Raw genomic sequence first — 14,700 nt, 5'->3', positions numbered from 1 at the left:
ACCGGAGCGTTCAAGGCATGGGTAGGCCTGTCCTGCTGCCCTTGAGGGGGAAATCGGGATGGCAAAGAAAACCGTTCTCACCAGCGCCGAGCTGGCGTACATCAACGAACTCGTGAGCGGCTCGCCAGTCGAGCCGGGTGAAGCACGGCCCGGCTTTCGCGTGGACGGTGGCGAGAAGGCCAACGGACTACTGTTGCAGCTTGCAGCAAAAGCCAATCTGACGCTTGAAGCCGAGCTCGAAGACTATTGCATGTCGTTTCCCCTGCAACTGAACCAGGACGAATTTCAGGCGATCCAGCTGCAGCTTGCACCGCCGACCATTTACGAACGCGGGCCGGTGCTTCGCGCCTGGCGCTTGCACCTGGATGAGCCCCTGCCGCTGCTTTCCAACGACGGTAACGAAACCGCGCTGAGCGTTCATGAACTGTCCCCTAATGGCCTGCTGGTGGACGCGGGACCAAAACGGAAGGCGCCCAAGCATCTTCACCTGCACCTGGCGCTTCCGGGTGAGGGCTCGCTCGAGATCGACGCACACCGGATTCGCGAAGCCGAGGGCGGCATGACCGCCTACGAAGTCGAATACCCACGGGACAGGGACGCCGAGCGCATTCGCTCGTATCTCTACGAACAGCACCAGCGCCTGCATCCGGAGCTGCAGCCGGAACTCCCGACGGAAACGCTCGCCGACGCGCCCGAACCCTCCTAGCGGCATCGCAGCGTGCCGTTTGCGAGTACGTCGGCTAAGGTACGGTAGCGCGCCCTAAGGTAAGCTGACGGCCATGCGTACCCCCTCGACAGCCGAACCTCAGTGAAAAGCATGCCCCAACCAACGGCCCCGATCCTGATTACCGGCGCCAGCCAGCGCATCGGTCTGCATTGCGCAGAGCGACTGCTTGATGATGGCCAGCCGGTGATCGTCACCTACCGCACCCCCCGTCTCAGCCTCGAACGATTACGCGATCGCGGCGCAGTGACGCTGCAGGCGGATTTTTCCGGCGCGGCAGGCATCCATGCTTTCGTGGCGGCGCTGAAACAGCAAACCCGCGCCTTGCGCGCGATCGTTCACAACGCCTCGGACTGGCATCCCGAGACACCGGGAGAGGAAGCCGAGGTATTCCAGCGCATGTTCGAAGTGCACATGCTCGCGCCCTACTTGATCAACCTCCATTGCGCCGAGCTGCTGCGACACGGCGGCGCGGCGGACATCATCCACATTGGCGACGACGTCACCCGCGCAGGCAGCAAGAAGCACATCGCCTACGCGGCCAGCAAAGCCGGACTGGACAACCTCACCCTTTCGTTTGCGGCCAGCCTGGCGCCAACCATCAAGGTCAACGGCATCGCGCCGGCCCTGATACAGTTCAACGAGGGCGACGACGAGGCGTATCGGCGCAAGGCGCTGGCCAAATCCGCGCTAGGTATCGAACCCGGCGCCGAAGTGATCTACCAGAGCCTGCGCTATCTGCTGGATAATCCCTATGTCACCGGCACCACGCTGACCGTCAACGGTGGCCGTCATCTGATCTGATTGCCAAGGAATCCCATGCCTAGACTGGAACCCGCCATGGCGCGCATCCGCGTCAAAGACCTGCGACTACGCACCTTCATCGGTATCAAGGAAGAGGAAATCCTCAACAAGCAGGACATTCTGATCAACCTGACGATGCTTTATCCGGCGGCCGACGCCGTACGCGACAACGACATCGAGCACGCGTTGAACTACCGCACCATTACCAAGGCCATCATCCAGCACGTCGAGGACAACCGCTTCGCCCTCCTCGAACGGCTCACCCAGGAGATCCTCGATCTGGTGATGGCGCATCCACAAGTGCGTTACGCCGAGGTCGAAGTCGACAAGCCACACGCATTGCGCTTCGCCGAATCGGTATCGATCACCCTGGCCTCCCATCGCGACTGAACCGCCGCATCAGTCGCTGCCGTAGGCGATGGTGGTCATCAGCGCACGGTCGCCGCTGCGGGCATCCAGCCGGGTGTGCTGGACGACCACCGGCACACTCGAAACAAACACGCTGGCGTAATCGGTCTCGCGGGGCACCCTCTCCGGGACCTGCAGATCATCGAAACGAAGATGCAGCGTGCGCCGCCCGGGCACCCTTATCTGGTATGGGCCGGCCGGTTCGCGATCGGCGAAGTAGAGCGTCAACTCGATCATCGCCTCCAGCGGACCCGCATTGAGAATGCAGGCCGTCTCATGACTGCGCAGCGCCGGCTCGTCGGGCTTCGGTCCCAACGCTGGCAAGTAGCCCTCGGCAATTACCCAATGTCTTTTTCCGATCACGTCCGATCTCCTCTGCTGAATCGTTGGCTGGCCAACCTGTTCAGCGGAGGCGGATCTGCACGCTAAAGTTCCCTGCCGGCATCTGGCTCAGGGCCTCCGTGGGAGGTTATGATCCAGACACGTCTGCAATGCCGAGACCCATGAACATGAACGATCAAGAACGCACCGAACTCGAAGCCGCCGCCTTCCGCCGCCTGGTCCAGCATCTACGCAGCCGCCCGGATGCCCAGAACATCGACCTGATGAACCTGGCCGGTTTCTGTCGCAACTGTCTGTCGAAGTGGTACAAGGCCGCCGCCGATGACCTGGACATCGAAGTCAGCATCGACGAAGCACGCGAGGAGGTCTACGGCATGCCCTACGCCGAATGGAAGAAGCGCTACCAGAAGGACGCGACACCCGAGCAGCAGGCCGCCTTCGACAAGAGCCAGAAGTCATGACCAGTCTCAGAGACTTCCGCGCCAGCCTGCGCAATCGCAACCACCCCTTCAGCGAGACGCTGGCCTTCATCGCCAATGCCTATGATTACCAGCCAAGCCGCTTCTTCAACGGCGACGTGAAAAACGCCGCCGGAGAAAACGAAGGCTCGTGCAAGACGCTTGGATTGGCCGTACTGGAAGGCTTCACCACCGAAGAGGCGCTGCTGGCGTTCGGTGAGCATTATCAAGCGGTGCTGGAAAACCCCAGCGGGACTGACCATCGCAATATCCGGGCTCTGATGGATACCGGGCTCCCGGGGGTGCGCTTCGATCAGCAGCCGCTGAGGCGTAAACCGATTCACTTCGACGAGAAATAAGGCAATAAAAAAGGGCCGGCCAGGCACTCGGGGAAGGCTTGATAGCGGACGGCCCTGAAACAACGAAGCGTTTTCGAGGCCAAGTCTGATCGCCAGGCGCAACGCCGGCCATTGTTCAATCTCCATTGCCAGCATAAGCAACCGCTATTGGACAGCCCAAGCCGCCGCCGGGCTTTTCCCGCCCGGACAAAGCCGGTAAGGTCCGGACCGTCCCATCCGGAGTGTTCCCTATGCCCATCGCCGCCCTTTCCGGCCCGCAGTACCTGCGCGAAGGTCTGAAACTGATTTTGAGCCCGGGGCTACGGCTGTTCGTCATCCTGCCACTGACGGTCAACCTGCTGCTGTTCTGTGGGCTCATTTATCTCGCTCTACGCCAGTTCAGCGGCTGGGTCGATGCCTTCATGCCGAGTCTGCCGGAGTGGCTGATGTTTCTGGAATACATCCTCTGGCCCCTGTTCGTGGTGCTGGTGCTGGTGATGGTGTTCTTTACCTTCACCCTGCTCGCCAACATCATCGCCGCTCCATTCAACGGGTTTCTTGCCGAAAAAGTCGAAACGGTCGCGCGCGGCGAGGACAGCTCCCCGCCGTTCAGCTGGGCCGAGCTGCTGGCGATGCTGCCGCGCACCATCGGTCGCGAAGCACGCAAACTGGCCTATTTCGCACCTCGCGCGATTGCGCTGCTGATCCTTTCGTTCATCCCTGTGGTCAATCTCTTTGCCGCCCCACTGTGGCTGCTGTTCGGCGTCTGGATGATGGCGGTGCAGTACATCGACTATCCGGCAGACAACAACAAGATGAGCTGGATCGAGATGATGGCGTGGCTGCGTCAGCGGCGCTGGAAGAGCCTGAGCTTCGGCGCGGTGACCTATGCTGCGTTGCTCGTACCTGTGCTTAACCTGCTGATCATGCCGGCGGCGGTGGCCGGTGCGACGCTGTTCTGGGTGCGCGAGGGCGGAAAGAAGCATGTGGTGCCTGCTACACCGGAGTGAACTGCGAATCGCTGGGCTGTCTAGATCCGGACATCCTCGGATTCAGGAGACTCGCAAATGGCACTTCGCGCATTGGCGATAAATTGCACGCTCAAGCGATCCCCCAACGACTCGTCCTGCGGCCTGCTGCTAAGCCAGACCGAGCGCGAACTGGAAAAGTTCGGTGTGGCCTGTGAGCAGATACGCGCGGTGGATTTCAACATCGAGCCGGGCGTGACCTCCGACGAAGGTCCGAACGACGCCTGGCCGGCGATCCGCGAAAAGATTCTTGCCGCCGATATCCTTCTGCTGGGTACACCGATCTGGCTGGGTCATCCTTCCAGCGTATGCCAACGAGTACTCGAGCGGCTCGATGCCTTTCTCGGCGAAGTGGATGAGCAGCAGCGCATGGTGTCTTACGGTCGAGTCGCCTGCGTAGCCGTGGTGGGCAATGAGGACGGCGCCCACCACGTGGTGGCCGAGTTGTTTCAAGGCCTGAACGATGTGGGCTTCAGCATTCCCGCCAATGGCTGTACCTACTGGGTCGGGCAGGCGATGGGTTCAATTGACTACAAGGACCTCGATCATCCCGGTGAGAAGATCACCAAGACCAACGCGATGCTTGCACGCAACGCTGTTCATCTGGCCAAGCTGCTCAAGCAAGCGGACTATCCAGGCGCGTCGGGCTAATACGGTTGCACCGGCCACTCCTTGGGCCGGTGCAACGCGATCCTGCGAAGCGGCTCGATCACCGCTTCAATGATCGCAGGGGTCAGGCCAGGGTCTTCAGCGCCTCACGGCTGAACGGCAGAATGTCCTGCATGCGACCTTCCCGGACTTTCAGTGCCCAGTCCGGATCGCAGATCAACGCACGTCCCACCGCTACCAGATCGAATTCCTGCTTGTTCAGACGCTCCAGCAAGCCTTCGATATTCGCCGGCTGTGCCACTTTGTCGGTCTTGACCATGAATTGCAGGAATTCACCGTCAAGTCCCACGCTGCCTACCGTGATGGTCGGCTTGCCGGTCAGTTGACGAGTCCAGCCCGCCAGGTTGAGGTCGGAACCTTCGAATTCAGGCTCCCAAAAACGCCGTGTCGAACAATGGAAAATGTCCACGCCGGCGGCCGACAACGGCGCCAGGAACTCGCCGAGCGCCTCTGACGTGGTCACCAGACGTGCGGTGTAGTCCTGCTGTTTCCACTGCGAGAAGCGGAAGATGATCGGGAAACCCGCACCCACTGCGGCCCGAACGGCTTCGATCAGCTCGACGGCGAAGCGTGAGCGATTAGCCAGACTGCCGCCGTATTCGTCGGTGCGCTGATTGCTGCCTTCCCAGAAAAACTGGTCGATCAGGTAGCCATGCGCACCGTGAATCTCGACCCCATCCATGCCGATCGCCTTGGCATCTGCAGCAGCCTGAGCGAACGCCGCGATCACCTCCTGAATGTCCTGCTTGCTCATACCATGCACGACGACCTGGCCATCCTTGAGCTTCTCCATCGGCCCGTAGCCCGGCACTTCCGCCTCCGGTTCGGTGCCTTTGCGGCGGACGTTGCCAACATGCCAGAGCTGCGGAACGATCTTGCCACCGACCGCGTGTACGGCCTCAACCACCGTCTTCCAGCCTTCCAGGGCGTCCTCGCCATAGAAGCGCGGCACATGCGGATAACCATTGGCGGCCTTGTGCCCGACCGTGGTGCCCTCGGTGATGATCAACCCAACGCCCGATGCGGCACGGCGGCGGTAGTACTCGACGACATCGGTGGTCGGCACGCCGTTCGGCGAGAAGGACCGGGTCATCGGCGCCATCACCACGCGAGTCGGCAATTGCAGATCGCCGAGCTGGAACGGCTGAAACAGGGCATTCAAGGCAGCAGTCATTGTTATCTCCTCGTTAATTCATCGCAGAAGCAATAAAGCGACCGGTCGTCTTGCCGCTCGCTACAAAAATCAGCGGAACGTCAGCAGACGTTCCAGTTGCGTCAGAAAATTCTCCAGCGGCGCGGCGCGCGCGCCTACTTTCATGCGTAGCAGCGCACCCTCCCACGCATTGCCGACGAACTCGGCCAATGCTTGGCAATCGGTATGCGCATCGATTTCACCGACCTGTCGAGCCTGCTCGAGGCAGTTCGCTAGGATTGCGGCCGAACGCGACAGAACCGCTTCGACCTTTTGCCCTATGGGCTGGGAAAGTTCGGCCATCTCGAAACTCAGGCTGCCAATGAAGCAGTGATACTGCGGGCGTTCCTGGCGGGCGAAATGAGCGACCAGTTCGGCGTAGTAGCCAAGGATTCGCTCACGCGGACTCAGCGCGGAATTGGCGAGCGCGACCTGATAGCGCTCCAGGCGCGGCTGGTAGAGGTGCTCCAGCGCCTGCAGGGCAAAATCTTCCTTGCTGGCGAAGTAGTGATAGAAGGAGCCTTTGGGAATGCCGGCCGCCTGGACGATTTCCAGGACACCGGTGCCGTGATAGCCACGCAAGGTCATCACCTGGGCACCCTTGGCAAGGATCAGTTCACGCTTGTCGATTCGGGCTTGGTTGCTCATGGCCTGAGCATATGACCGGTCGTCTCGCGAAAACAGCATCATCCATGGCGCTTATTGCGCCGCCATGATCGCAGCGATGGAGTGACGGAAATGAACTGAATAAGCGCAGCGATGATGCCGCTGCGCAGAAGATGCATCCGGTCAGGCGAGCGCGCTTTCGATCGCCTGAATCAAGGCAGGATCGTCTGGGGCGGTACGGGGCGAAAAACGCGCTAGCACGCGACCGTCCTTATCGACGAGGAACTTCTCGAAGTTCCAGCTGATGTCTCCTGGGAAGTCAGCACCCTCGCCGGCCAGGATCCGGTACAGCGGATGCCGCTGTGGCCCGTTGACCTCGAGTTTGCTGCTCAACGGAAAGCTGATGCCGTAGGTTCCGCTGCAGAACTGCAGGATCTGCGCATCGCTGCCCGGCTCCTGAGCGGCGAACTGATTGCAGGGAATACCCAGTACGCCGAAACCACGATCCAGATAACGCTCATGCAGCGCCTGCAGGCCAGCGTACTGCGGGGTCAACCCGCACTCGGATGCCACATTGACCACCAGCGTCACCTGATTTTTCAGCGGCGCTAGGGGCAACTCCTGCCCAGCGATACCGGGTAGGACCAACTGGTGGAACGCGCTCATTCTCTCTTCTCCAGAGGGTAAAAAAGCGCTTCGGCATACCGAAGCGCTTCCATAGGTCGATCGATCTGGATCGAACCTTGCCGCCACTCACTCGCCTGGCGGCGAGCCGTCAGTGCTGGTGACCACCTTCGCCATGGACGTGACCATGGGCAATTTCTTCTTCGGTGGCGTCACGCACATCGACGATCTTGACTTCAAAATTCAGACGCTGCCCGGCCAGCGGGTGGTTACCGTCGACGATCACGTCGTCACCTTCGACATCACGGATAGTGACGATCTGCATGCCGCCGTCCGGGCCGGATGCATGAAATTGCATACCGACTTCCAGTTCGTCGACACCTTCGAACATAGCGCGGTTGAGCGTGGCGACCAGCTCCGGGCTGTACTCGCCGTAAGCATCCTGCGGCTCGATGGCGACCTTTACCTCGTCGCCGCCCTGCTTACCTTCCAGCGCCTTTTCCAGACCGGAGATGATGTTGCCTGCGCCATGCAGGTAAACCAGCGGCGCGCCGCCGGCAGAGCTGTCGATCACCTCACCGGCGTCGTTGGTGAGTGTGTAGTCGATTGACACAGCCTTCTTAGCGGCAATCTGCATGAGGTGAAACCTTTGCTGGGGAATGTGATACCAAAGTTTAACCGCGAGCAGCGTCGATTGCGAACCGAGCCCGGATAAACGGGACCAGCAGCAGACTTGACGAACATCCGTAGCCCCTGCCTCTGGCGGTGCCGCATACAACCTTTGGAGAACATCGGTTCGTCATGGCCTATGCCAGAATCCGCGCCGCAAGCTAAGTGATGTATTTCAACAATTAATACGCATCAGAGGAACACCGATGTCGGCTCGAAACATCCTGGTGATTAACTGCGGCAGTTCGTCGATCAAGTTCGCACTGGTCAACGAAACGCAAGCGACCTTCCCTTTGCAAGGCCTGGCCGAACGCCTCGGCAGTCCGGAAGCGGTGCTTCATTGGCAGCTGGGAGACGCCAAGCAGAGCCGAGATATCCCGGGAGCCGACCATCGTGCTGCGTTGGAGCAGCTGCTGCCACTGGCACAGGACGCTGCAGGCGGCAAGCTCGACGGCATCGGCCATCGGGTGGTTCATGGCGGCGAGCACTTCACCGGCTCCAGCCTGATCGACGAGGACGTGCTCCAGGCGATCCGCGACAGCGCTCAGCTGGCCCCGCTGCACAATCCGGCCAACCTGGTCGGCATCGACGCGGCCATTGCGCTCTTCCCAGGTCTGCCACAGGTAAGCGTATTCGACACGGCCTTCCACCAGAGCATGCCCGAGCACGCCTTCCGCTACGCCGTGCCAGAATTTCTCTACAAGGAGCACGGTGTACGCCGCTACGGCTTCCATGGCACCAGCCACAACTATGTCAGCAAGCGCGCCGCCGAGATGACCGGGCTGCCGGTCGATGACAGCTGCTGGCTGACCGCACACCTGGGTAACGGCTGCTCGACCTGCGCCATCGTCAATGGCGAAAGCCGCGACACCAGCATGGGACTGACCCCGCTGGAAGGGTTGGTGATGGGCACGCGTAGTGGCGACGTCGACCCCAATCTGCACAGTTACCTGAACCGGACCCTTGGCTGGAGCCTCGAGCAGATCGATCGCGTACTCAACCATGACAGCGGCCTCAAGGGCCTGTCAGGCCTGTCCAACGACATGCGCACGCTCTACGAAGCCCGCGTTGCCGGCCATCCGGGCGCCACGCTGGCCTTCGAGGTGTTCTGCTATCGCCTGGCCAAATCGCTGGCGAGCATGGCCTGCGCCTTGCCGAAGCTCGACGGCCTGATCTTCACCGGCGGTATCGGCGAGAACTCGGCAGCCGCGCGCAGCCGTACCCTCGAGCATCTCAAGCTGTTCAACTTCAAGCTGGACGAAGCGGCTAACGCACGCTGCACCCGCGGCGTCGGTGGCGAAATCCAGGCAGTGGGCAGCCCGCGGGTTCTGGTGGTGCCCACCAACGAGGAACGTCAGATCGCGCTGGACACCCTAGCTCTGCTTGACGCCTGACAACGCGCCGACACGGATTGCATTGCAAAATCCGGCGACCGTAAGGGGCGTCGGGTTTAGTCGATTCGACAGCGCCATCGCCCTTCGCTCGACAGGAGATCACCATGCATACGCTCTTCCTCGCCCCCTGTGGTTTTGGTGGCGGCCTCAATTCCGTCAGCCTCGGTCTGATCCGGGCACTCGAACGTGCCGGGTTGACGGTCGGCTTCTTCAAGCCCATCGCCCAGCCCTTTCCGCTCGACCAAGGCCGCGAACGTTCCTGTGTGCTGGTGGAAAACACCCTGAATATCGCTTCACCGGAGCCACTGCCGCTGGAACAGGTGGAGCGTCAACTGGCCGATGGCGAGCTCGATCTCCTGCTAGAAGACGTGGTCAGCCGTTATCAGGAAGTAGCCGCCGGCAAGGATGTGGTGATCGTTGAGGGCATGGTGCCGACGCGGGAGTTCAACCACACCTCGCGGATCAACACCCATCTGGCCAAAAGCCTGGACGCGGAAGTCATTCTGATCGCTGCGCAAGGTAGCGACACGCTCAAACGCATGGCCGAGCGCATCGAGATCCAGGCGCAGCTGTTTGGTGGTGCCAAGGATCCGAAGGTGCTCGGCTTGGTGCTCAACAAGATCAAGTGCGACGACGGTGTGCCTGCGTTCATCGATCGCCTGAAGGAACAGCTACCACTGCTCGGCACCGCGGACTTCCAGTTGCTCGGCGCCGTTCCCTACGCCGAACAACTGAACGCCCTGCGTACCCGGGACATCGCCCAGCTGCTGGATGCCAAAGTGCTCCATGCCGGCGAAGCCGAACGGCGTCGCATCAGCAAGATCGTCCTCTGCGCCCGTGCTGTCCCCAACACCGTGCAGTTGCTCCAGCCGGGTGTGCTGGTGGTTACCCCCGGCGATCGCGACGACATCATCTTGGCCGCGAGCCTGGCATCGCTCAATGGCGTCGAACTGGCGGGCCTCTTGCTGTGCAGCGACTTCGCCCCGGATCCGCGCATCCTCGACCTGTGCAAGGCTGCGCTCGACGGCGGCCTGCCCGTCATGACCGTGCAGACTGGCTCCTACGACACGGCCACCAACCTGTTCGCGCTGAACAAGGAAACGCCGGCGGACGATATCGAACGCGCCAGCCAGGTGACCGATTTCATCTCCCAGCACCTGCAGCCCGAACTGCTGCATACACGCCTCAGCGTACCGCGTAGCGAGTTGCGACTGTCGCCTCCGGCGTTCCGCTATCAGTTGGTCAAGCGCGCCCAACAGGCGAACAAGCGCATCGTGCTGCCGGAAGGTAACGAGCCGCGCACCATCCGTGCTGCGGCGATCTGTCAGGAGCGCGGAATCGCCCGTTGCGTGCTCCTGGCCAAGCCGGATGAAGTCCAGGCGGTCGCCCGCGAACAAGGCATCACGCTGCCGTCCGGCCTGGAAATCCTCGATCCGGAGCTGATCATCAACCGGTACGTCGAGCCCATGTGCGAGATGCGCAAGGCCAAGGGGCTGACCGCCGAGGACGCACGTGGACAGCTTCAGGACACCGTGGTGCTGGGCACCATGATGCTGGCGCTCGATGAAGTGGACGGCCTGGTTTCAGGCGCCGTGCATACCACGGCCAACACCATCCGCCCGGCGCTGCAGTTGATCAAGACCGCACCGGGCTACAGCCTGGTGTCGTCGGTATTCTTCATGCTGCTGCCGGACCAGGTGCTGGTCTATGGCGACTGCGCGGTGAATCCCAACCCGAGCGCTGCCGAACTGGCGGAGATCGCGCTACAAAGCGCCGAATCCGCCGTCGCCCTGGGCGTCAATCCACGCGTGGCGATGATCAGTTATTCCACCGGCACCTCCGGCAGCGGCGCCGAGGTGGAGAAAGTTGCCGAAGCCACGCGCATCGCCCAGGAGCGTGCACCCAACCTGCCGATCGACGGTCCACTGCAGTACGACGCCGCTTCGGTTGCCAGCGTCGGCAAGCAGAAAGCGCCGAACAGTCTGGTTGCGGGCCAGGCGACGGTATTCATCTTCCCCGATCTGAACACCGGCAATACCACCTACAAGGCGGTCCAGCGCAGCGCCAACGTGATCAGCGTCGGGCCCATGCTGCAAGGCCTGCGCAAGCCGGTTAACGACCTGTCCCGCGGCGCATTGGTGGATGACATCGTATTCACCATCGCCCTCACCGCCTTGCAGGCCGACAGCCAGAAAGCCTGATCCGCTGATCCGACCTGCCCGGCCCATCGCGGCTGGGTAGGTCGCAACACCTTTCGCTGGGCGTATTCGTCTTGCAGTCCAGCGCGCAATCGGTACTCTTGCCGCCTTAATTGACGGGTATACGAGCCAATCGATGCTGAATGTCCTCCCTGCTCCCTTCCGCGGCGTCCTTGCCGGCCTGACGCTGGCGCTGAATACGCTGTTCTGGTGCTGGCCCCTTTTCGCGCTTTCGTTGCTGAAACTGGCACTGCCGATCCCTCGCGTCCAGCGTGCGCTGCGCTTCGGCATGCATTGGATCGCCGAGTCCTGGATGGCGGTCAACGGCTTCTGGATGGATCAGGTGCGGCGCACGCAATGGGATGTGCAAGGATTGGAAAAGGTCGACATGCAACACTCCTATCTCGTCACCAGTAACCACCAAAGCTGGGCCGATATCCTGATGCTCCAATACCAGTTGAATCGACGCATGCCGATTCTGAAGTTTTTTCTCAAGCAGGAGCTGATATGGGTACCCGTCATTGGTCTGTGCTGGTGGGCGCTAGAGTTCCCCTTCATGAAGCGCTTCACCAAGGAGTATCTGACCAAGTATCCGGAAAAACGTGGCCAGGATCTGGCCACGACCCGCAAGGCTTGCGAGCGCTACCGGACCAATCCGGTGTCGGTATTCAACTTTCTCGAAGGCACACGCTTTACCCAGGACAAGCATGACGAGCAGGCTTCACCCTACCGCCATCTGCTCAAACCCAGAGCCGGCGGCGTCGCCTTCGTGATCGACGCCATGGGCGAGCAGCTGACCGCACTGATCAACATCACCATCCACTACCCGGACGGCAATCCCAGCTTTTGGGACCTGCTCTGCGGCCGCATCGGACGGGTAGTGATGCGCATCGACTCACGGGCCATTCCGGCCGAGTTCCTGCATCGCAGCTACGATCAGGACGAGCGCTATCGACTGAACTTCCAGGAATGGGTCAACGAGCTTTGGAGCGACAAGGACGCCCTGCTCGAAACGCTACATCGGCAATACCCGCCGAGTCGCTGACGGCCTAATCGCGCACCTGGTGATCGAGCTTCGCCCAGTCGACCGTCCGCGGAAACGCCAATGCATCCTCGACGGCCAATCCCGGCGCTACCAGAAAGCCCTGCATCACTTGGCAACCATTGGCAATCAGCCAATCGCGTTGAGCCGCTGTTTCGACGCCTTCGGCGATGACTTCCAGCCCCAGGTTGCGCCCCAGGTCGATGATGGTGCTGACCACCGCGGCATCGCGGGGCGAATCGAGCATATTGGCGATGAACAGGCGGTCGATCTTCAGCGTATCCAGATCGAAGTGCCGCAGGTAGGCCAGTGACGAATAGCCCGTGCCGAAGTCATCCACCGCCACCCTTACGCCCAGCTCCCGCAGTTGCCGGAGCTTGTCGCAGCTCTGCTCCAGATCCTGCATCAGCGCACCTTCGGTGACCTCCAGTTCCAGCTGGCGAGGATCAAGCTGGGACTCGTCGAGCAGGCGACGCAATTCATCGATCAAGCCGACCCGGCCGAACTGAACCGGGCTGACATTGAAGCTCAGGATCATTTTTTCACCGAATCGCTCACGCCAGTCACGACATTGAGCCAGGCCCTCGCGCAGAGCCCATTTACCGACCCGGTCGATCAGCCGCGTTTCTTCCAGCAAGGGAATGAACACGTTGGGTTCGACTTCACCGCGACCGCTGTAATCCCAGCGCAGCAGAGCCTCGAAGCCGCGTAGCTCGCCTGTTTCGAGCACGATCTGGGGCTGGTAGACCAAGCCGAAGCCATTGCGGTCGATGGTGCTGCGCAGATTCTCCTCCATCATCAGGCGCGCATGGGCGCGGCCGTTCATTTCGTTGGAGAAAAACCGATACTGCTGCCGTCCGTTGCGTTTGGCTTCATACATGGCCATGTCCGCTGAACGCAGCAACTCCTCGACGCTCTGGCCGCAATCCGGAAAATGCGCGATACCGATACTGGCGCCGAGCGTCACGTCGGTACCGCCGATGGTATGCCGGACCGAAATCAGCTCGATGAGTTTTTCCGCCACCTTGGCAGCGTCTTCCGGATGATCGAGCGAATCCAGCAATGCGGTGAACTCGTCGCCGCCCATGCGGGCAATAATGTCGTAGGGCCGCATGCAGGTTTCCAGCACCCGCGCCACGCGGCAGAGAATCTCGTCGCCCGCATCGTGCCCCAGCGAATCGTTGATACGCTTGAAGCCGTCCAGGTCGATGTAGAGGATGGCCATGCGCTTGCCGTTCCGGTCAACCCTCGCCAAGGCCGAATCCAGCGCCTGGTGGAAGCCACGCCGATTCAGCAAGCCGGTCAGCGAGTCGGTCACCGCCTGGGTTTCCAGCTGCACGTGCAGATTGCGCACCACCGACATGTCCAGGGCGATCACCACCATTGATCGCTGTTGACGAGGCAGTGGTGACGCAGACAAGGCCACCGGCAGCGTGCCGCCGTTGGCGGTATACAGCTGTGCCTCGTGCAGACGGAAGGTATTGCCGCTACGCCATTGCTTGTAGAACTCGGTGTCGCGCCAGGCTTCGGGCATTTGCGGCGCGGCGAGATGATCGACCAATGCCGTGCCCTGTAGATCGTCGACGCTGGTGTGCAGCATCTGTGCGATCGCCGGGTTGGCGAAGTTGATGTAGCCATCCTCGCCCACCACCAGAATGCCTTCGGCGGCGTTGTTCAGCACCGAGGCGTTGAGTGCCCGCGCGCTGTCGAGCTGCTGGGTCAGCAATTGCAGATCGCGCCGGTTGTGCTCGTGGCTGAGCAGCGTGTTGATCTTGTGCTTGAGCACCTGTGGATCGAAGGGTTTCAGGATGAAATCAACCGCCCCCGTCGCATATCCCCGCAATACCGACTCACGGGTATGCGCGATGGCCGAGACGAAAATGATCGGGGTGTAGCGCGTGTGCGGGCTGCCACGCATCAGGCGAGCGACTTCGAAGCCGTCCATACCTGGCATTTGCACGTCCAGCAGTACCAGCTCCACATCCAGATCGAGCAGCGCCTGCAGCGCGGCTTCGCCGGAATTGACCGTGTGCACCTGCCAGTCGCCGTCGCCCAGCAAGGCCTCCATCGCAACCAGATTCGCCTCGCGATCATCGACGACCAGCAACGTCCGGGTACGAGGCTGTGATTTGGCTTGTACCCGGCCCATCACCTGACTCTCCTACCCGATGCACAGTTGATTCCGACCACGATGGCGTCGATAG

Annotated in this window: 16 protein-coding genes; 10 read left to right on the top strand and 6 right to left on the bottom strand. The window is 61.3% G+C overall.

Annotated features, from left to right (window positions below; translation table 11 throughout):
- Positions 1–58: 58 nt before the first annotated feature.
- The 3 genes from ACL0K2_RS18195 to folX all read left to right on the top strand — a co-directional run bounded on the left by ACL0K2_RS18195 (position 59) and on the right by folX (position 1,918).
- Positions 59–706, top strand: a complete 648-nt coding sequence (locus tag ACL0K2_RS18195) for a PilZ domain-containing protein (protein ID WP_045160917.1) — start codon at positions 59–61, stop codon at positions 704–706.
- Positions 707–817: 111 nt separating this feature from the next.
- The gene (gene folM / locus ACL0K2_RS18190) at positions 818–1,528 is read left to right on the top strand and encodes a dihydromonapterin reductase (protein ID WP_413043172.1); all 711 of its coding nucleotides are present in this window, start codon (positions 818–820) and stop codon (positions 1,526–1,528) included.
- 15 nt (positions 1,529–1,543) lie between these two features.
- Positions 1,544–1,918, top strand: a complete 375-nt coding sequence (folX, locus tag ACL0K2_RS18185; protein ID WP_239610857.1) for a dihydroneopterin triphosphate 2'-epimerase — start codon at positions 1,544–1,546, stop codon at positions 1,916–1,918.
- A 9-nt stretch (positions 1,919–1,927) separates the two neighbouring features.
- Here the strand turns inward: folX and ACL0K2_RS18180 are convergent, their stop codons facing one another.
- Entirely contained in the window at positions 1,928–2,299 is a 372-nt protein-coding gene (locus ACL0K2_RS18180) for a sensory rhodopsin transducer (protein WP_045160914.1), read from the bottom strand.
- 146 nt (positions 2,300–2,445) lie between these two features.
- On the opposite strand from ACL0K2_RS18180, the gene ACL0K2_RS18175 reads away from it, so the two are divergent.
- The 4 genes from ACL0K2_RS18175 (at position 2,446) to ACL0K2_RS18160 (ending at position 4,753) form a co-directional block, all read left to right on the top strand.
- The gene (locus ACL0K2_RS18175; protein WP_045161101.1) at positions 2,446–2,739 is read left to right on the top strand and encodes a DUF1244 domain-containing protein; all 294 of its coding nucleotides are present in this window, start codon (positions 2,446–2,448) and stop codon (positions 2,737–2,739) included.
- Complete coding sequence (locus ACL0K2_RS18170; RefSeq protein ID WP_413043171.1) at positions 2,736–3,095, top strand: HopJ type III effector protein; 360 nt, start codon at positions 2,736–2,738, stop codon at positions 3,093–3,095. The genes ACL0K2_RS18175 and ACL0K2_RS18170 overlap by 4 nt, the downstream gene beginning before the upstream one ends.
- A 230-nt stretch (positions 3,096–3,325) precedes the next feature.
- The gene (cysZ, locus tag ACL0K2_RS18165) at positions 3,326–4,084 is read left to right on the top strand and encodes a sulfate transporter CysZ (RefSeq protein ID WP_413043170.1); all 759 of its coding nucleotides are present in this window, start codon (positions 3,326–3,328) and stop codon (positions 4,082–4,084) included.
- 57 nt (positions 4,085–4,141) lie between these two features.
- Positions 4,142–4,753: a flavodoxin family protein gene (locus ACL0K2_RS18160; RefSeq protein WP_413043169.1), complete on the top strand. Its 612-nt coding sequence runs from the start codon at positions 4,142–4,144 to the stop codon at positions 4,751–4,753.
- 82 nt (positions 4,754–4,835) lie between these two features.
- On the opposite strand, the gene ACL0K2_RS18155 is transcribed toward ACL0K2_RS18160, so the two are convergent.
- From ACL0K2_RS18155 to ACL0K2_RS18140, 4 genes are all read right to left on the bottom strand, one after another.
- Positions 4,836–5,945, bottom strand: coding sequence for an NADH:flavin oxidoreductase (locus ACL0K2_RS18155; RefSeq protein ID WP_413043168.1), 1,110 nt, complete (start codon positions 5,943–5,945; stop codon positions 4,836–4,838).
- A gap of 69 nt (positions 5,946–6,014) precedes the next feature.
- On the bottom strand, positions 6,015–6,611 hold the full coding sequence (locus ACL0K2_RS18150) for a TetR/AcrR family transcriptional regulator (RefSeq protein ID WP_045161100.1): 597 nt from the start codon (positions 6,609–6,611) through the stop codon (positions 6,015–6,017).
- Between the two features lie 141 nt (positions 6,612–6,752).
- A complete protein-coding gene (locus tag ACL0K2_RS18145) occupies positions 6,753–7,235 on the bottom strand; it encodes a glutathione peroxidase (protein ID WP_239610863.1) in 483 nt (160 codons plus the stop codon).
- A gap of 109 nt (positions 7,236–7,344) precedes the next feature.
- Positions 7,345–7,830: an FKBP-type peptidyl-prolyl cis-trans isomerase gene (locus ACL0K2_RS18140; RefSeq protein ID WP_045160908.1), complete on the bottom strand. Its 486-nt coding sequence runs from the start codon at positions 7,828–7,830 to the stop codon at positions 7,345–7,347.
- A gap of 238 nt (positions 7,831–8,068) precedes the next feature.
- On the opposite strand from ACL0K2_RS18140, the gene ACL0K2_RS18135 reads away from it, so the two are divergent.
- The 3 genes from ACL0K2_RS18135 (at position 8,069) to ACL0K2_RS18125 (ending at position 12,499) form a co-directional block, all read left to right on the top strand.
- Positions 8,069–9,256 (top strand): acetate kinase, encoded by a 1,188-nt coding sequence (locus tag ACL0K2_RS18135; protein ID WP_239610866.1) that lies wholly within the window; start codon positions 8,069–8,071, stop codon positions 9,254–9,256.
- A gap of 104 nt (positions 9,257–9,360) precedes the next feature.
- Positions 9,361–11,457: a phosphate acetyltransferase gene (gene pta / locus ACL0K2_RS18130; RefSeq protein ID WP_045160906.1), complete on the top strand. Its 2,097-nt coding sequence runs from the start codon at positions 9,361–9,363 to the stop codon at positions 11,455–11,457.
- Between the two features lie 133 nt (positions 11,458–11,590).
- Entirely contained in the window at positions 11,591–12,499 is a 909-nt protein-coding gene (locus ACL0K2_RS18125) for an acyltransferase (RefSeq protein WP_239610867.1), read from the top strand.
- 4 nt (positions 12,500–12,503) lie between these two features.
- Here ACL0K2_RS18125 and ACL0K2_RS18120 read toward each other — a convergent pair whose 3' ends face one another.
- The gene (locus ACL0K2_RS18120; RefSeq protein WP_413043167.1) at positions 12,504–14,645 is read right to left on the bottom strand and encodes a putative bifunctional diguanylate cyclase/phosphodiesterase; all 2,142 of its coding nucleotides are present in this window, start codon (positions 14,643–14,645) and stop codon (positions 12,504–12,506) included.
- Positions 14,646–14,700 lie beyond the last annotated feature (55 nt).

The organism is Pseudomonas sp. YJ42, assembly GCF_047225135.1.
GTDB classification, from domain to species: Bacteria; Pseudomonadota; Gammaproteobacteria; order Pseudomonadales; family Pseudomonadaceae; genus Stutzerimonas; species Stutzerimonas stutzeri_E.
Note: the sequence above shows the minus strand (reverse complement) of the source record. Positions and strands in the feature narration are given on the sequence as shown.